Source organism: Lactobacillus sp. UMNPBX17 (assembly GCF_002553735.1).
In the GTDB taxonomy this organism is placed as follows: Bacteria; Bacillota; Bacilli; order Lactobacillales; family Lactobacillaceae; genus Lactobacillus; species Lactobacillus gallinarum.
In genome coordinates, this window is record NZ_PCYT01000035.1 from 1 (window position 1) to 17770 (window position 17770).

The 17770-nt window shown below is 34.6% G+C and carries 14 protein-coding genes and 1 CRISPR repeat array; of the genes, 6 read left to right on the forward strand and 8 right to left on the reverse strand.

Annotated elements, in window-relative coordinates:
- The first annotated feature begins 351 nt into the window (after nucleotides 1–351).
- Nucleotides 352–1227: direct repeats of the CRISPR family, unit length 28 nt; unit sequence GGATCACCTCCACACTCGTGGAGAATAC.
- 218 nt (nucleotides 1228–1445) lie between these two features.
- A complete protein-coding gene (locus CP368_RS06525; protein WP_061204761.1) occupies nucleotides 1446–2324 on the reverse strand; it encodes a YitT family protein in 879 nt (292 codons plus the stop codon).
- 173 nt (nucleotides 2325–2497) lie between these two features.
- Between CP368_RS06525 and CP368_RS06530 the strand changes: the two genes are divergently transcribed.
- Complete coding sequence (locus CP368_RS06530) at nucleotides 2498–3145, forward strand: temperature-sensitive replication protein (RefSeq protein WP_089143274.1); 648 nt, start codon at nucleotides 2498–2500, stop codon at nucleotides 3143–3145.
- A 26-nt stretch (nucleotides 3146–3171) separates the two neighbouring features.
- On the opposite strand, the gene thrB is transcribed toward CP368_RS06530, so the two are convergent.
- Together thrB and CP368_RS06540 are read right to left on the reverse strand one after the other, a co-directional pair.
- The gene (thrB, locus tag CP368_RS06535; RefSeq protein ID WP_013086455.1) at nucleotides 3172–4035 is read right to left on the reverse strand and encodes a homoserine kinase; all 864 of its coding nucleotides are present in this window, start codon (nucleotides 4033–4035) and stop codon (nucleotides 3172–3174) included.
- Nucleotides 4036–4051: 16 nt separating this feature from the next.
- Nucleotides 4052–5287, reverse strand: a complete 1236-nt coding sequence (locus CP368_RS06540) for a homoserine dehydrogenase (protein WP_013086456.1) — start codon at nucleotides 5285–5287, stop codon at nucleotides 4052–4054.
- A gap of 111 nt (nucleotides 5288–5398) precedes the next feature.
- On the opposite strand from CP368_RS06540, the gene thrC reads away from it, so the two are divergent.
- Together thrC and CP368_RS06550 are read left to right on the forward strand one after the other, a co-directional pair.
- The gene (gene thrC / locus CP368_RS06545) at nucleotides 5399–6889 is read left to right on the forward strand and encodes a threonine synthase (RefSeq protein ID WP_061204764.1); all 1491 of its coding nucleotides are present in this window, start codon (nucleotides 5399–5401) and stop codon (nucleotides 6887–6889) included.
- A 19-nt stretch (nucleotides 6890–6908) separates the two neighbouring features.
- The gene (locus CP368_RS06550) at nucleotides 6909–8276 is read left to right on the forward strand and encodes an aspartate kinase (RefSeq protein ID WP_054833014.1); all 1368 of its coding nucleotides are present in this window, start codon (nucleotides 6909–6911) and stop codon (nucleotides 8274–8276) included.
- Between the two features lie 90 nt (nucleotides 8277–8366).
- Here CP368_RS06550 and CP368_RS06555 read toward each other — a convergent pair whose 3' ends face one another.
- Nucleotides 8367–8927: a histidine phosphatase family protein gene (locus CP368_RS06555; RefSeq protein ID WP_089143271.1), complete on the reverse strand. Its 561-nt coding sequence runs from the start codon at nucleotides 8925–8927 to the stop codon at nucleotides 8367–8369.
- Between the two features lie 172 nt (nucleotides 8928–9099).
- Between CP368_RS06555 and CP368_RS06560 the strand changes: the two genes are divergently transcribed.
- Nucleotides 9100–11415 (forward strand): phospholipase D family protein, encoded by a 2316-nt coding sequence (locus CP368_RS06560; protein WP_089146780.1) that lies wholly within the window; start codon nucleotides 9100–9102, stop codon nucleotides 11413–11415.
- Between the two features lie 103 nt (nucleotides 11416–11518).
- Here the strand turns inward: CP368_RS06560 and CP368_RS06565 are convergent, their stop codons facing one another.
- Nucleotides 11519–11986 (reverse strand): hypothetical protein, encoded by a 468-nt coding sequence (locus tag CP368_RS06565; RefSeq protein ID WP_098045880.1) that lies wholly within the window; start codon nucleotides 11984–11986, stop codon nucleotides 11519–11521.
- A gap of 75 nt (nucleotides 11987–12061) precedes the next feature.
- Between CP368_RS06565 and CP368_RS06570 the strand changes: the two genes are divergently transcribed.
- Both CP368_RS06570 and CP368_RS06575 read left to right on the forward strand, forming a co-directional pair.
- Nucleotides 12062–12301: an RpiB/LacA/LacB family sugar-phosphate isomerase gene (locus CP368_RS06570; protein WP_005719224.1), complete on the forward strand. Its 240-nt coding sequence runs from the start codon at nucleotides 12062–12064 to the stop codon at nucleotides 12299–12301.
- Nucleotides 12302–12689: 388 nt separating this feature from the next.
- Nucleotides 12690–13409 carry a hypothetical protein gene (locus tag CP368_RS06575; protein ID WP_057726910.1) on the forward strand — a complete coding sequence of 240 codons (720 nt, stop codon included), beginning with the start codon at nucleotides 12690–12692 and terminating at the stop codon, nucleotides 13407–13409.
- 43 nt (nucleotides 13410–13452) lie between these two features.
- On the opposite strand, the gene CP368_RS06580 is transcribed toward CP368_RS06575, so the two are convergent.
- The 3 genes from CP368_RS06580 to CP368_RS06590 form a co-directional block, all read right to left on the reverse strand.
- A complete protein-coding gene (locus CP368_RS06580; protein WP_098044251.1) occupies nucleotides 13453–15036 on the reverse strand; it encodes an ABC transporter ATP-binding protein in 1584 nt (527 codons plus the stop codon).
- Complete coding sequence (locus CP368_RS06585; protein WP_180707106.1) at nucleotides 15033–16631, reverse strand: ABC transporter ATP-binding protein; 1599 nt, start codon at nucleotides 16629–16631, stop codon at nucleotides 15033–15035. The genes CP368_RS06580 and CP368_RS06585 overlap by 4 nt, the downstream gene beginning before the upstream one ends.
- Before the next feature lie 173 nt (nucleotides 16632–16804).
- On the reverse strand, nucleotides 16805–17770 hold a 966-nt coding region (locus tag CP368_RS06590; RefSeq protein ID WP_098045881.1), incomplete at its 5' end, for a hypothetical protein.

The following is a 17770-nucleotide window of genomic DNA, read 5'->3' on the forward strand; positions in this document are numbered from 1 at the left end:
TACCAAGAAAAATATTGGCATATCATACACCAGATGAAATTTTTGAAAGAGAATTGGATCATATCTATCAAGCAGCTTAAGTGTTCAATTTATTATTGCAATTTACGAATTTATAATTCTTCACATTTTTTGCTCTTTAACTAATTTGTTATCAAAATTGAATACAACGATTAGTAGCTAAGTCCTTCTTACGATTACCAGATTACCAATTCATCTCGATTCTATTTTAGATTTCTTAGCATCTTTTCACTATATAAGTGAACGCAATCTCCGTGCACCATCAACAATATTTTTAAATAATATACAAAAACAGTCACTCTATAGAACATATTTTTCAGAGCAGCTATTTAGCCTCCACATGTGTGGAGAATACGATGATGGACAGCCGCGGGGTACCCCGTCGGAGGATCACCTCCACATGTGTGGAGAATACTTGTCTGATTCGATCACTACAGCAGAGCTGTCAGGATCACCTCCACATGTGTGGAGAATACATGCTCTTAAGGACATGTCGAAGGAAGAAATTGGGATCACCTCCACACTCGTGGAGAATACGATTTTGATCGTCAAAAAATGGTACCTAAACTGGGATCACCTCCACACTCGTGGAGAATACTATCATTAGCAAATATCATACGAGAAACATACAGGATCACCTCCACACTCGTGGAGAATACAAAACTATCAAAAAATCGTAGGTGAAGCTTATGGGATCACCTCCACACTCGTGGAGAATACTGCTAAACGATGTCAGAGTTCTAGTGGCTTATAGGATCACCTCCACACTCGTGGAGAATACTATGAAAAGAACGCTAAGCGTGAAGTTCTATACAGGATCACCTCCACACTCGTGGAGAATACGCGTTGACGTTGCTTCTTACCAATCTAGTATAGGGATCACCTCCACACTCGTGGAGAATACGCCACATTAGTAATGCCTTGATCTATGACAGCAGGATCACCTCCACACTCGTGGAGAATACCAAATGAGCTTAAAAAGCCAGTGCCACAACAAGGGATCACCTCCACACTCGTGGAGAATACGGTACAAGATTGATGATAAAGACTTGATGCAAGGGATCACCTCCACACTCGTGGAGAATACTAGTTATGATATAAGTGATTTAGTAATTGATGAGGATCACCTCCACACTCGTGGAGAATACCTACAAAATCAGTTAGAGAAGACGAAACAGCTAGGATCACCTCCACACTCGTGGAGAATACACTAAATGATCCACGATATATCAACATCCCTCAATCGAAATAATATCATTTTTAATCACTTTTAACAAAGACCAATAATAAAGCCAGAATTACAAAAAGCCACTCCAAATAAAAAAGAAGCATTTCTGCTTCTTTTTGAATAGTTTTGCTCCCAAAGTGCCCCTAGGATTCAAATTTCATTTATAAATCCTTATATATCAAGGTTTAAGGGCTATCCATTAAACGATTTCTTGCTCCTTGAAGCGACCATATACTTTTTCAACTTCACTAACACTCATGAAAGCATACGGATCTGCTCCTTGCACGATTTGGCGAATATCATACATATCATATCGATCAATAATGGTAATCAAAACTGTCTTTTCAATATGACTATATGCACCTTCAGCATCGTGCAAAATAGTGATTCCACGATGCATTCGATTCTGAATTCCATCGATAATATGCTGTGGGTGCTGAGTAACAATCATTACTTGCATCTTCTGGTGTTGGGTGTAAACCGCATCGATTACTCGCCCATTAATAAAAATAGTTAAAGCGGAATAAAGAGCACGTGTCCAACCAAACATGTATCCCGCAGCAGCGATAATAATCAAATTAATAAAAATATTAAATTTTCCGTAACTAATGCCCGTTTTTTGCCTAATTACAATACCAATAATGTCCAGTCCACCAGTTGAAATACCGTTCTTTAATGCCATCCCAGTTCCAACACCGTTGATCGAAGCACCAAAAATCGCACAAACCAGTGGATCCAGGTGCATCTGCCAAAGTTGAATAGCGTGCATCATGATAGAACCTAGAACAACAGCAACGATGGTGAAGAAAGTAAATTTATGTCCTATCTTGAACCAAGCCAATATAAATAAAGGAAAGTTCAAAAGAAAGTACATCATTGATGTTGATAATGTAAACGGTAGATATCTTTCACTTACAGTATTAATTAATTGCGCAAAACCCGTGATTCCTGACGAGTACATATGTCCCGGCGTCCAAAAAAAGTTCAGGGCAACTGCAACCGCAATTGAATAAAAGAAGGCAGCTGACAATTTTGAAAGAAAATTGTAGCGTCGATTGAACTTATCAAGTTGATCCATAGTTTGTCAAGTCCTTTGAGCGAATACTAATAATAAACACATTAATTTTAACAAAAGTTTTGCTTCTGACCAATCTAAATAGACATTTTTATCACTTTTGTTAAATGGAGCCAAAAATGATACTATTCAGTTAAATTATTAATTAGTCTAACCAGATAGAAAGGTGTCTTTCCATGAGTTCTTACTATGAATTAATGTGGCGTGACGATGAGCTAACCTCTTATACCACTGACAAGCTGAATTTTATCTACAACGCAATCAACCATCCTTTGTCTGTACGCTATAGACAACTATATCCTAATCGACTAGACTGGCAAAAAGCCTTGAACAGACACAATGCAGCTATTCAAAAAGTCAAAGACCTTCTTACTGAAAGAAAAGATAGTCATAATATACGTGAAGCTTGGCTTAAACTGCATCCCAATGCACAAGCTAAAGCAAATAATGGGTTTACTGTTGAACAACTAGCTAATAAGTTCCCTTACATGGCAAAACAGCTTGGTGCCTTTATGGAAATTGAAAACATCGAAATCAAATACTTTGATGAAGAATTTAAGCCTAGATATGACTTAGATGATTTTTCTGATATTTTTTCTGCCAACTATCCCGCTAGTGGCTTTACGCAAAGTGGCATTACTCAAGAAGCTTTGCTGAAGCTCTACCCTAACGTCAGTGCTAAAAATTTAGATCAAATTTTAAAAATGGCCGACTGCGAATTCGAGCAAGAAAATGGCACTGAGGTTATTCCTTATTGGTATGCTGTCAATGCTAAAAGAATGCTAGTTGATGGTGATAGTTTTGCCGCAACCTTTGATGACTAAAAAACTGACCGTTTGGTCAGTCTTTTTTATTGGATAACTTGGACACCTTGTTCATCAGGATGTAAGATCAATGTCTCATCTTTTAAATCATGTTTACGTAAGCCCGACAAAAATCCAGCTACATGTTTATCTTCAATCCACGTCATAATAGTTGAACCTGCGCCGCTCAAATAAGTTGCCAAGGCATGTTTTGAATGAGCTACCTCCCGCACTTTTACAAGTTCTGGCACTAGTTTTTCTCGGTAAACTTCATGGAATACATCTTGTTCCATTAATTCTCCTGCTTTAGGGTAGTCTTGAGCAAACAAACTAGCAATTAAAGTATTAGCAACTGCTGAGCCATGCGTAGCTACGCCAAAAGCTAATTCTTTAGGCAAAACTGCTCTAGCTGTCTTAGTTTCCAAATTATAATCGGGTACATAAGCCACCAACGCATATGGAGGAAGTGGTGCTTCAACTGCATCAAAATGATGGTTAACTTCAGCCCCAACAACCAAGCCGCCCAAAATAGTCGGTGCAATATTATCAGGATGTCCCTCGATTTTAGCTCCTAATTGAACCTTTTCTTCATCTGATAGTCCCAGCTTACCAATTTGATTAGCCAATTCAATTCCGGCAGCAATAGCACTTGAACTGCTGCCTAAACCATGAGCCAACGGAATATTGCTTTTGACGCGTAAATGAAGCGGTTGTAAACCTGGATAAACTGTTAGTGCAGTCTTAACAATTAAGTTTTTTTCATCATGTGGAATTCCTTTCATCACATGATCCACCTGAAAGCGATCAGCTACGCTTAAAACTTCTACTTCCAAATAAAGTGAAACCGCCATGCCAAGTGAATCAAAGCCAGGGCCCAAATTTGCCGTTGAAGCTGGTGCTTTAATAATCATTTTTTTCTCCCTTCCTTTACTGTAAAATCTTATAGCTAGCCTTTAAATATTGATCTTGAATTGCTAAATCTTGGAGCTGTTGTCGACTAATATTTTCGGTTACAACTACAATTCTTGATTGTACTTGTTTAATCTCACGAACCGGAATTTCCAAATCAGAGAGTAATTTACTCAAATCAAACAAGGTCTCTTCTGCTTCGAAAGATAAATAATAGGAATACTTCACATCCTCCGAACTTGTTAATTGCATAACATGGGAGAAATTACTAAATGGCTGACCGGTGGTCTTTTTCACTACGTTTTTTATTTCAGTAATCACATCACTCATGACTGAATTAGCCGTTGCAGAGCTACCCGCACCAGGGCCTGTGAATACTGCTGTTCCTAGGCTTTGGCTCTTAATTTGTAAAGCATTTAGTTCATTTTTAATATGCGCCATAATCGCATTTTCTGGCAACAAACATGGAGCAACTTCTACAAATAATTTACCATTAATATTTTTGGCAATCCCAATCAGCTTAATGACATAGCCTAACTTCTGAGCCTGTTTAATGTCAAAATCCTTTAGATTATTAATCCCTTGAATAGTAAAATCATCAATACTAATCTTGGTACCAAAAGCAAACTTGCTTAAAATTACAATCTTGTATGCTGCATCCTTACCTGTAACATCGTTAGTGGGATCAGCCTCCGCAAAGCCCAGCTCTTGAGCATTTTTCAGCGCTTCCTCGTAACTTAGTCCCTTTTCCCCCATTTGTGACAAAATATAATTCGTCGTACCATTAATAATTCCTTGAATTTCGGAAATAATGTCACTGGAATAAGAGGTAGCCAAGGTCCGCAAAATAGGGATCCCGCCTGCAACGCTAGCATCATACATTAAATCACACTTTTTACTTGCAGCTAAATTAATCAATTCCGAACCAAAAGTTGCCATTAAGTCTTTATTGGCCGTAACTACATTTTTTCCAGCATTGATTGCTGCAGTAATATATTCCTTAGCAGGATGAAGCCCACCTATTAATTCAACTACAATTTTAATTTCGGGATCTTGCAAAATCGAATCGAAATCTGTAGTTAGCATCACTTCGTTAGCTAAATTACGATGTTTTTCTGGATTACGTACTAGAGCTTTTTCAATGATGATTTCTTCACCACTTGTTTGTCTAATCTTCTTTTTATTATTTTTAATTATTTTTAAAACACCTGAACCAACTGTTCCTAATCCAAGCAATGCAATTTTGATGGCCATTTGATCTTATCCTCTTTTTAATGATTTTCTTATTTTTATGATTGTATCATAGCTGCTAATCAAGGTACAATAGTTATAATATTAATATTTCATAAGATAGGAAGATTGTTTATGCAATATCGTAGTACTAGAGGTTCAAAAGAAAACACTTTAACTGCACCTCAAGCAATTATTCAAGGCTTGGCTCAAGACGGTGGGCTTTACGTGCCTGTTGCATTTCCTCAAGCTAATTTTAAGTTAGAAGATTTATCCAAACTTTCCTACAAGCAAATCGCTGCCATGGTTATTAGCTTATTCTTTGATGACTTTACTAAGGAGCAAATCACCACTGCAGTTCAAAGCGCTTATAGTGAACAATGGGATGATCGCAGCATTGTTCCAATCGAAAAGCACGATAACCGTTTTTACATGGAGCTTTTTCACGGTCCTACCCTTGCCTTCAAAGATATAGCTTTGCAAATGTTGCCACAATTAATGACCAGAGCTGTTCAAATTGAAAAGATTGCTAAAGATATTATTATTTTAACCGCTACTTCTGGCGATACTGGTACGGCATCAATGCGTGGCTTTGCTAATCAAAAGGGTACCGATGTCATAGTCTTTTATCCTGAAGGTGGCGTTAGTCCTGTTCAACTTAAGCAAATGCTCAGCCAACGCGGCAACAATTTGCGTGCAATTGCAATCAAAGGTAACTTTGACGATGCTCAAACTGAAGTTAAAAAAATCTTCAACGATGATTCTTTCAAAAACCGACTTAATGCTAATGGCTATCAATTTTCTTCAGCTAATTCGATGAATATTGGTCGTCTGGTTCCGCAAATTTCTTACTACCTCTACACCTATGGACAATTAGTACGCAGACAAGAAATTAAACTAGGAGACGAAGTTAACTTTGCTGTGCCAACAGGTAACTTTGGTGACATCCTAGCTGGATATTATGCTAAGAAATTAGGTTTGCCTATTAAAAAGTTGATTTGTGCATCTAATGAAAACAATGTATTGACTGATTTCTTTAATAATGGTGTCTACGATAAGCGACGTAAGTTCCATTTAACCAATGCACCAGCAATGGATATCCTAGTTTCCAGCAATTTGGAACGACTTTTATTTGACCTTTATGACGAAAATAACTATGAAGTCGCTAGTTTAATGAATCAATTGACTCAACGCGGTCATTATCAAGTTAGCGGTGAAGTTTTCACTAAATTACAAAAAAATTTTGCAGCTGGTTTTGCAACAGAAGAAGAGGTTAAATCAGAAATCAAACGGGTCTACAATTATGACCGCTATGTAATTGATCCACATACTGCTGTTGGCTCTTTTGTAGCAAATCAATATCAAAAGAAGACCGGCGATCAAACCCCAATGGTCATTGTTTCAACGGCCAGTCCATATAAGTTCCCAGAAACGGTGTATGAAGCCATCACTGGTGGTCCTAGTATGCAAACTGGCGTCGGTGCAATTAAAGAATTGCATGATGAATTAGGCGGTCAATTATCAATCGGTGTGCGTGCCCTTTTTGATCGTGAACCCAAGACCGAAAAAATTATTGAACCAAATGATATGGAAAAAGAAATCAGTTCAATTTTAGATTTGAAATAATAGTTAAGGAAAAATAGATATGAAAGTTGTTAAATTTGGAGGTTCTTCCCTAGCCTCAGGTAATAGCGTAGATAAGGCCCTAAGTATTATTAATGCCGATCCCGAAAGACAAGTCGTTGTAGTCTCAGCACCGGGCAAAAGAACTGAGGATGATATTAAAGTAACCGATCTAATGATCACTTACGCATATATGAGCTTGAGGAGTAATAATTATCAAGACATCGCTACCCGTATTTTTAAGCGTTATGAATTAATTGCCCAATATTTTGAGCTGCCTGAAGCAGAATTAGAGGATATTAAGCAGCTTCTACTTACATTGCCGAAGCTAAGTTACCCTAATAATGACTACCGCATGGCAACCTTTAAAGCACACGGAGAACGTCTTAATGCAATTTTGATTGCTAAAATTTTAAATCATCAAGGAATTAAAGCACGATTTTTAGAGCCAAAAGATGTAGGTTTAATTGTCACTGGCACTTCTAATAATGCTGAAGTCAATCCTGAAACTTATGTGAACTTAAAAAGAATTAAGGCTGCAAAAGATGAAAAGATCATTTTTCCTGGCTTCTATGGCATTACACCATCAGGACATATTGCTACTTTCTCTCGCGGTGGTTCTGACATTACCGGTGCTATTCTAGCTAGGGGGTTAAACGCTGATCTTTATGAAAACTTCACCGATGTCGATGCTATTTTTTCAGCCAATCCCCATATCGTTGATCAGCCCAAGCCAATTAAAAGAATGACTTATCAAGAAATGCGGGAACTATCTTATGCGGGATTTTCCGTCTTTCACGATGAAGCCTTAATTCCTGCTATTCAAGGCGAAATTCCTGTCAATGTTAAAAATACTAATGCTCCAGAAAAACCTGGGACAATGATCGTACCAGAGGACGGCTTTATACCTAAACACACAATCACAGGTATTGCCGGAGGCAAAAACTTCGCGGCCCTTTATTTAAGAAAATATATGTTAAATAAAGGTGCTGGTTTCACCTTGAAGTTAATGGAAATTTTGCAAAAACATCACGTTTCATATGAACATATGCCATCTGGAATTGATGATATTACCATTATTTTCAAAAAAGATGTCTTAACTGATCAATTAATTGATGTTATCTGTAATGAGATTCAAACTAGTCTAAATCCTGATCAAATGCAATGGATCGATGATTATGCCATTACCATGGTAGTCGGTGAAGGGATGAAGGACAAGTTGACTTTATGTGCTAGCCTGCTTTACCCTCTTGGTAAAAAGAACATCTCCATTCAAATGATTAACCAGGGTGCATCCCAAATCTCAATTATGATTGGTACCAGACGGCAAGATGAAGAAGTAGTTATCAAAACCATTTATGATAATTTCATTGCTCAGGATAAAATTTAACATAAGCTATAATATAACAAATAAAAAAATGGTAAATCTGGTTATTAGTACCTTGATTTACCATTCTTACTTTATGAGATTATCTTTTTACTAAAAAGTAACTACTTTATACTCCAAATATTTTTCTCCATCAAAGCTCATTTTCACAATAAATGGATTCTTTGGCTGGATCATAGCAAAGGCTTGATATTTAAAGTTTGGATCATAGTAATTAATTACTGATCCAATTGCTGTACCATGTCCACCAATAATCATAGTTTGATCTTGATATTTGGACAAAACTAGCTTCAAAGCTGCAACATTTCTCTCCTGCGTCTCTTTTAAAGATTCGCCATTTCTTAGCTTATAATCAAAATCTTCCCATTGTCTTTCACAATATTCATGAAAATTAGAAATCCACTCATCACCAATTTTTCTTTCTCTAAAGTCAGAAATAGATGATAATGTTAGTTTCTTCTCGTCTATAACTGGTTGAATTGTATCAATTGCACGCTTGAATGGACTAGAAAAAGCTTGGTCGATGTGTTTATCTCTAAAGTAATCAGTTACTTTTTTTCTATCTTGCAACCCCTTTTCTGTCAAAGGACGTGTTAAATCATCATGAACTGATAAATCAGGTTGAGCATGTCTTACAAAATATACTGTTGTCATAATTGTCTCCCAAGCAATAACATATTATATATTTTTTTACTACCGTTATTTGAATCAAATTTTACTTAATCCAATTTATAAATTCAATGATAAATTAATTTTTCCTTGCTCTAATTCAATTTTTCACGATACACTAAAAGCAAATATTTGTATACTCACGAAAGGATTTCATATGGGATTAGAAATACTCAATCATACTGATCAAAAATTAATTTCCAATGCCGATTTTTGGCAATTAGTTGATTTTCAAAGAGAATCAAATAAATTCTCTGAGTTTAAAGGTATTTCCTTTGTTTCCAACATTAAATTTATTGAGAAAAATCTTCTACCACGTTTTGACCAGATCACACTAATTCTTGGACTAACTGATAATGGATCAAATTCAATTGGCAAAAGAATTGACCAAATTTTAAATAAGCGTCGTGATTTGATTGAATATAGTTACGAGCACCAAGATAGTACCTTCACTAAACGCATTTTAGATGGTAGTTTACAACTTTTCTTCACCAAACAGAATTTGATTCACACTAAGCTTTATTTAATGAGAAATCAAAGCAAGTACTCCGTCTTTTCGGGTTCAATGAATCTTACCGATGCGGCTGTTAATAAAAATATGGAGCAATTAGTTTGGGACTACGGCAATACTTCTGATCCATTGTTCAATTGCTACCAACAAATGTTTCAGGATAACCTTGATCAAGCTGCAACATACATTGATGCTAAAAAATTATCTGGTTATTTAAAAGACAAAGATAAAGAAGAGCTACGCATTCATGTGATGCAGGATTCTTCTCTAGAAATTAAAAATAGTCCTAATTCAACTGGTAAAGACATCATCATTCTTCCAGCTGAAGAGATCAAAAAGTATCGTGACCATTACAGCAAAGATGATGAATTAAAGAAATTATCTGAAAATGAAAAGCTTGTTGCTTCACAAACAGTTACTTTATTTGGTGAAGGTGGCAATAAAAGACGTAAGCTAGATACAATCGGGCAAGATTTATATAGCTTAACTCAGCACATTATTCGTCAAGACAAAAAGGCAAAAGCAGATACAACACAAATTGAAAAAGAAGAAGATCTCTTCCCTGTTCCTGTTCAGTTTTACAATAATGGTCAATTATTCCAAGCCTCTAAAATTGGTGATAACATCCCTTCTGAAGTTATTACTTCTGATTTAACTGAAGAGCAATTAAAAAATGCACTTCAGCTTTTCTGTGATATCACTCATGAATATAATACTTACAAAGAAGTTGGTGAAGGCTGGCAAGCTTGTGACTTTATGTTGTTTCTGTATGAATCACCATGGCTTTGGAAAATCCGCAATTTATATGAATTATCTGGAAGCAACGTATCTAGAGAGGACGTGCCTATTGCTACAGCACTAATCGGACAAGGTCGAACTGGTAAGTCCACCCTAGGGAAAAGACTAGCCGCTAAATTAATTGGTGCTCATAATTTCTTAGATAGTGGAATGATGGATCCAAAGAATTATGCCTTTGGCAAGAGTAATATCAATATGACAATTACCAACACGCTAAGTGACTATGTATATACAAATGGTCCTGTAAGTCCATTAATGATTGATGATGTCAGTCCTGAACTTACAACGCGTACTTACTTTGAAAGATTCATCAAGGAAGTTACTAACAACCGTAATTTAACTCATCCCTCACCAGCATTCATTTTCACGATGAATAGACAAGAAAGCTCTATTAAATCACAATTTTCACTAAAGCCTGAAATTATGCGTCGTTTATGGTACTTAAGCTTTGAATCTACTTTTTCAGGTGAAAGTGATCAACGTAATGCAGCATTAACTAGCTTATTTAGCCGTGCAAATGATGATCTTTTTAAATATTGTCAAGTTGAATTAGCAAAATTCTTTACTAACGTTAGTGTTGAAGACGCACAGAAGATTGAAAAAGACTTCTTATATCCAATCAAGCATGTTTTAAAAACTGCACTTGATAAATTTGATATGTATAACCAAGTCAGCAAGTATTTTGAAGAAAATTACGATTATTCCCTATTCGTTGGTCGGAATGACTGGGGAATGTTAATCAATCAAGCAAAAATTGGTAGCGATATCTTATTTATTAAACAAGATGACCGGCTAAAAGCTCAAATCAATAAAGAGCTTTTCAATAAAATCTCCGATCAAACGGCGAAAAACAGTGGCTCTACTATGCTTGATCGCTACTTTAAATATTTGCCTAGAAAATATCACATTGCATCACAACAAACTAGTACTGGCTTTATCCTTGACGTGGAAAACTTTGATAAATGGCTTGATGATGATACGTTAATGAATAAGTATCAAAATAGTAGTTCATTTAGAGATAAGCAACAACGAGACAATCAAGCACAATTAACTCAAACAGTTGATATGCTGGCTAAGGCAATGTTAGAAGATCGTGAACAACGACGAAAAGAAGAGGCTAAAAAGAACCATAGTTGGTTTGGTAATCTCTTCCATAGAAATTAGATTGTATCATTCAAAATAAGGCTTCTAACCTATCATGACTTGAAGTCTTATTTGCTATATGGATAATAATGTTGAGATTTAGATTGATATTCTTTTACTGAAATTATTTCGTCGAAGTTAGAATAGAATCTAGTTTGTGATATTCAATACTTCCAAGTGATAAGGTAACCTTCGTTCCTTTATTTAGATCTAAGATTAAATCTAGATAATCGAGATCAAAATCAATAGGACTGAGACGCAAATTTTTAAGATAAACAACAGAAGCATTCTTTATCTCTGACAAATTAATGATTTGCTTATCTTTTTTACGCAAACCAAGTAACTGGAGCAATTTTAGTGCATCGTTGCTATCATAAGTGATAGATGTGATATTCTTACTATCAATTTGCCAATATGAACTAAAACAGGTAGGTAAAGTTAAAAATACGCCTAAAATTAGTACAATAAGAAATAGCCACCAAGGTTGATAACCAAATTCTGCTAAAAACAGTGAAAGAAAAATCACTACAATCATGCCAATTAAGACGTGACTTAATTTAATAGGAGTTCCACCAATAATTCTGTCTTTCATTGTGCTCACCTTCTTATTTATTTTCCTACGCAATATTATAAAGCTTTTTCAAAATAAACCTTTGAGGTAAAATTTGTGAAAATAGGTATTATTCAAGCTACATCGCAAAAAAGTAAAAATTTCATATTAGAGAAGTATATCAAAGAATCTGTAGGATCCAATGATCAAGTATTCAATTTTGGTATTTATCAAGATAGTTCGGCTAGTCTATCTTACGTGCAAGTTTCCCTAGCTGTTGCATTATTAATTAATAGCAAGGCGACTGACTTCATTGTGACAGGATGTACTTCTGGACAAGGAATGATGCTTGCATGAAATACTTTTCCTAATATTCAATGTGGTTATATCCCCACTCCACAAGATGCTTTTCTTTTTGGTCATATCAATAACGGCAATGTTGTCTCCTTTCCACTAGGACTTAATTGGGGTTGGAGTGGTGAAATCAATTTTGAGCAGACTATAAAAAATCTTTTTGAACAGCCTTGGGGACAAGGTTATCCTCCTTCACAAGCAAAAAGAAAGATAAGAAATGCTCAAGAAGTTAAAAATCTCAACGTAATTAGTAAGAAATTAATGATTGACATTATACCTAAAATTGATCCTGATCTTATTTTCCCTGTGCTCAATTATGAACCGATTTATAACTTCATAATTAAAAACGGAACCGATCAAAAATTAATTTCAATTATCAAAAGGATAAAAAATGACTACAAAAATTGAAAAAATATCTCCTAAAATCTACAAAGTAACTGATAACGATAAGCATCTAGGCACTATTTCTACTTATCACAATCTTTTTCATAACAAATATATTTATCTAAAATTCAATCTAAGTGATTACTCTGTAAATATTCCATTTTCAAAAATAGTTCAAGCAGAGCACCAAGCATTGCAAGTCATGATTGATTCAAATGAAAATCCAATCGTAGATTTTTTATTAAGAAATGGTTTTATCTGCAAACGACACTGTTATACGCTTACCGTCAACAAAAAAGATTTAAAAATTGAGATCAATAACAAATTATCTCTTCATTTTTTCAATACAGAAAGTCCCGATTACAGAACATGTTGCCAATTACTTTATAAATATTACAAACAAGTTCATCAATCTGTGTCACCATTAACTGCTAATATTGACACGTTTATCCAAGAAGTTCCAACAAAAACTGGATATTATAGTACTAATGAACTCGGAGAAATAGATAATCTTGTATTCACTGAAAACAACGAGATTGCATACATCTGTTCTTGGGATAGGTTTAGTTCTAATAATTTTATTGAAACTATTCTAGTTAAAATGTTTCAAAATTATCCTTCAATATTTTTTGAAGCAGACGATACTGACTGGATGGCTTATCAATTACTAAGCTATTTTAAAATAAATAAGAATAACAGTTTCAATACCTATATCTTTCCAAACTAAAGTAAAGACACTGCATCCCTAAAAATGCAGTGTCTTTCTTCAACTATTCTTTTACTAAATGAATCTCTCGATCAAACAACTGATGCATTCCTTCATTAAAGTTATGGGCAATAAAAACAATCGTCGTTTTGCTTTTCAATAAATTCTTCAAAATCAACATTGTAGCTTTCTGATCAATTGCACTAGTTCCCTCATCAATCAAGATAATATCACTATTGTGAACTTTTGCTCTAGCCAATACAATTTTTTGTCTTTGACCTCCGGAAATATTCAGCTTATCAAGATTAATCTTTTCATCTAGTCCTTCAGTAAACTTAGCGATATCATCAGCAAAGTTCACTTCATTTATTACTTGTTTAACTTTTCCATTCAGTTTTTCATTAAACATCGTAATATTTTCTTCAATCGATGCTGGAAAAACTACTGGATCTTGCGGTAAATAGCCTATCTTACTCAAATCAGGATTAATTTTCTTACCAGCCTTATCCTCATAAACAACTTTACCTGCACTAGGCTTAAGTTCACCTAAAATTAGTTTAAACAAAGTAGACTTACCTGCACCAGAATCGCCAGTTAATAAAATCTTTTCGCCTTGCTTAATCTCCAGATCAGGATAAGTCAATTTTTCTCCATTAGGGAACTTTAAAACTAGATCTTTTGTTTTAATTACATTAGGCATAACTACATCTTTTTCAGCTTGCATCGGAATATCACTAGCAGATTTATCAACTTCGGCAAGTAATTTTTTACTACCTTTCATTGCTCCTAACCCGTTAGTAAGTGTATCAATTCCTCCATTTAAGTAATACCGAAAATTACCGACTACCAATAAGGCACCAATTGGAATTTGATGATTTTTAACCAACCAACCAGCAAGCACAAACAATGCTAAACCAAAAGCCGCGGAAACAATTCCATTTACAGCATTAAGCAGTTTAATATAAGCCGTTTGCTTAACATTAGCATCTTCTAATTTTTTTGATGTTTTTTCTATTACGGAAAATAGTTTAGCTCCAGCTAAAAATTGTTGAAGTTGATCCAGACCAGATAACCAATCATTTAATGTATCTAAATATTTTTGATTGCTGTCAGAAATTAATTCTGTTGCTTTTTGTAACGGCTTTTCTGTTAACTTTGGCAGCAAAAGAGAAATAGCTACCATCAAACAAATAGCCAACAATAATTGCCAACTCAATAAAATAAGATAAATTAAAACAAAAACGATCGTTGACACACCATAAATCAATAAGAAGACATTAATAAAGTAGTTATTGTTAAGCATTTGTAAATCATTAGTCAAACGATTTTGCATCTGTGCAACAGTATGCTTTTTCCCGTCATAATAATATCGCTTAACAATTTTATCTCTAACTTGATTATTTAAGTCTTGTACCTGAGCCTGCTGCTGATAATCAACTAAAGCACTCACACCATAGTCAACTAACATAATCAGAAAAGCAAGAACATCGATTAAAATAAACTTAGTCCAATTACGACTTAAAAGGATATTCGTCTCTTCTTGTACAACGTAAGTATTGGTAATTGATAAAGCAGGAATAATAATCCAACCAATTGCAGTTAACCAGAAACGAACTGGATTGGTTTTAATAAAAGCTTTCAAATTCATCTTACTTTATCCCCTTTCTTACTTTTTAATTTAATTTCTTGATCAAATTTTGCTTTTAATTCTGGCGTAAAGTTGTGAGCAATCATCAAAATAGTTTGATCTGTTTTGAGCAATTCATCAATGATTTTTTCGGTAGCTTTTTGATCGATCGCACTAGTTACTTCATCCATTAAAACAAACGATTGCTCGTGTATTTCCGTTCGCGCTAAAACAACTTTTTGCCGTTGTCCACCAGACAAATTTTCACTTTTTAGATCAATTGTTGTATTAACACCATCTGGCATTTTGGCTAAGTCGGATTGGAGTTGAACTGCTTGAACAACATCTTGAAGCTTATCCTGCAAATTTTCGTTAAACATTGTAATGTTCTCTTTGATCGTTGCGGGAAAAACTACTGGATTTTGCGGCATATTGCCAATTCTAGCTTTTCCTTCAGGAATGATAGTTTCATTTTCATCTAGATAGGTCACCGTACCAGATTCAGGTTTTAGCTTACCTAACAAAACATTAAACAAGGTTGATTTTCCTGTTCCTGAATCGCCAGTAAGCAAAACTTTCTGCCCTTTTTTTATTGTAAAATCAGGATAAAAAATTGTTTCCCCCTGATCGTATTTTACAGACAAGCCTGAAACTTTAAGACCGTAGGCTGATACTTTATCTTTATTTTCATCAGGAACTTGCTTTCTTAAATCGGTAATCTGTTCGCGTAAAGCCTTAGTTGACTTAACTTGCGTTAACGACTGAGTAATATTCCAAATTGCTGAAAAAATCGTAAATGCAAAACCACTAGCAACTGCAAAATCACCGAATGAAATCATATTAAGCAAAAACATGATTCCAGCAATAAAGCTCATACCAATTTGTGCAATTGAATTGCTAAAAGCATTAATCAAATAACTTACACTTCTTAATTTTGCACTACCCTTACTTGCGTCCACATAATCACTACTTGATCGATGAATTTGCTTAACCAAACGACTGTATGCACTATAACGACGTAGTTCCTGCAATCCACCAAGCCAATGAGCAATTGTATTTAACAGCTTTTCATTCTTTTTATTTACTTTATCTGTGGCAGCTGATGTTTTCTTCTCCATAATTTTAGGAGCAAAAAGTGTAATCACAGCTAAAATGGCAGTAACCAAAATTAGAATCCAGTTCATGCTTGCTAGTAAAACAATAGCAATCACAATCTCTAAAATCCCACTTAAAATAGTAATCCAAGGTGTAGCATAATCATCTGATAAGATTTTTAAATTGGCTGTTAATCGGTTCTGCATACTAGAGACTTTTTCATCACTTTTTTCATCATAGTAATGATGCATGATTTCTTGCCGAATTTTATGCAGATAGTTTTGCGTCTGCCTAGTGAAAACAACGGTAGTAATTGGTAAAAGCAACGAAGTGAATAATGCTAAAACAAACTGCATTATTTGCCAATAAACATATGTATTAAAATTACCAGCAGTAATTGAATTCAGAGCATATTTAAATAAATATTCACTAAAACTCCCAAATAATGCGTATAAAACATACAATAAGATAATAATGCAGGCTCGAAACACATTGCTTTTAAATAGCTCTTTTAAACTCATACTTCTCCTCCATTAATCATTAATAAAAATATTTATCGTACTTTAATATTACTACACAAAAATAATTTTTTACACATATTTTTTTAATTTTTAAGCTAAATCATATTTCATAAACATAAAATAAGACTAGTAATCAATTCAAATTGACTACTAGTCTCTTTCTTTACCAAAAACTACATTTTTCGCAAAACGTCGATCAATACACGACGTAAGTCTTCGTTCTTCTTGCCCATTTCTTCGATCAATCTAGCTTTATCATCTAAAGCCTGATTATATTTATCTTGCAAAGCATTATATCTTTGCTCCAGTTGATTGTAATTTCTGATTACTGTATTGTAGCGTTCACGCAAACCGCTAGCTTCATCAAATTCATAATTATTCCGACTATCATAATTATTTCGATTATTATAGCGGCGGTTAGACTGATTATTACGTGAGCGGTTATTATTTTCTCTTCTGATCTCAAAAGGATGCTTATTTTGTCGCTTACGTTGATTTTGCGTTTGATTATTATTTCGATTATTGCTATTCTTCTGATTATTCTTACGCTCAAAGTCCTTAGATTGACCTTCACGACTTTCATTCTGATCCTTAGAATGTTGCTCAGGCTTTTCTTTAGTTTCTGTTTCCTTATTTTCAGCCGCTTTTTCAGCATTCTTGCGATACTTTTGATCAATCTTGATATTTTGATAAAAAGGACTAAGTTCAGCTATAACTTTTTCACCATCTTCAACCGAAAAACTTCCCCGCTTGTTAACTGGCTTAATAAAGTTGGTCTTCACAATTGAAGCAATCTTATCTTCTAATTTCTTTTGAATAGATTTATCAATCTTATCATTCTTTATAACTTTAGCTAAAATCTTACGCTTAGTAATTGTCTTAACCCGCTTAGATTTAGAAGCTGGCTTCTTATCAGTAGCATCCTCTTTAGCTGGGGCTTCCTTAGCGCGACGTTCAATTGCATCTGCGTAATCTTGTACATTACCAATAATTAATTTAGCAACAGCCGGCTTAAAATATTTTCTTCTTCGCACAGTAATACTTGGTTGTTTACGTGTACGCACAAAGTTATAAATTTTAATCTTCGCCGATTGTAAAATTAAATTGAACACTTGATAAAAAATAAAAAGTCCATTCGG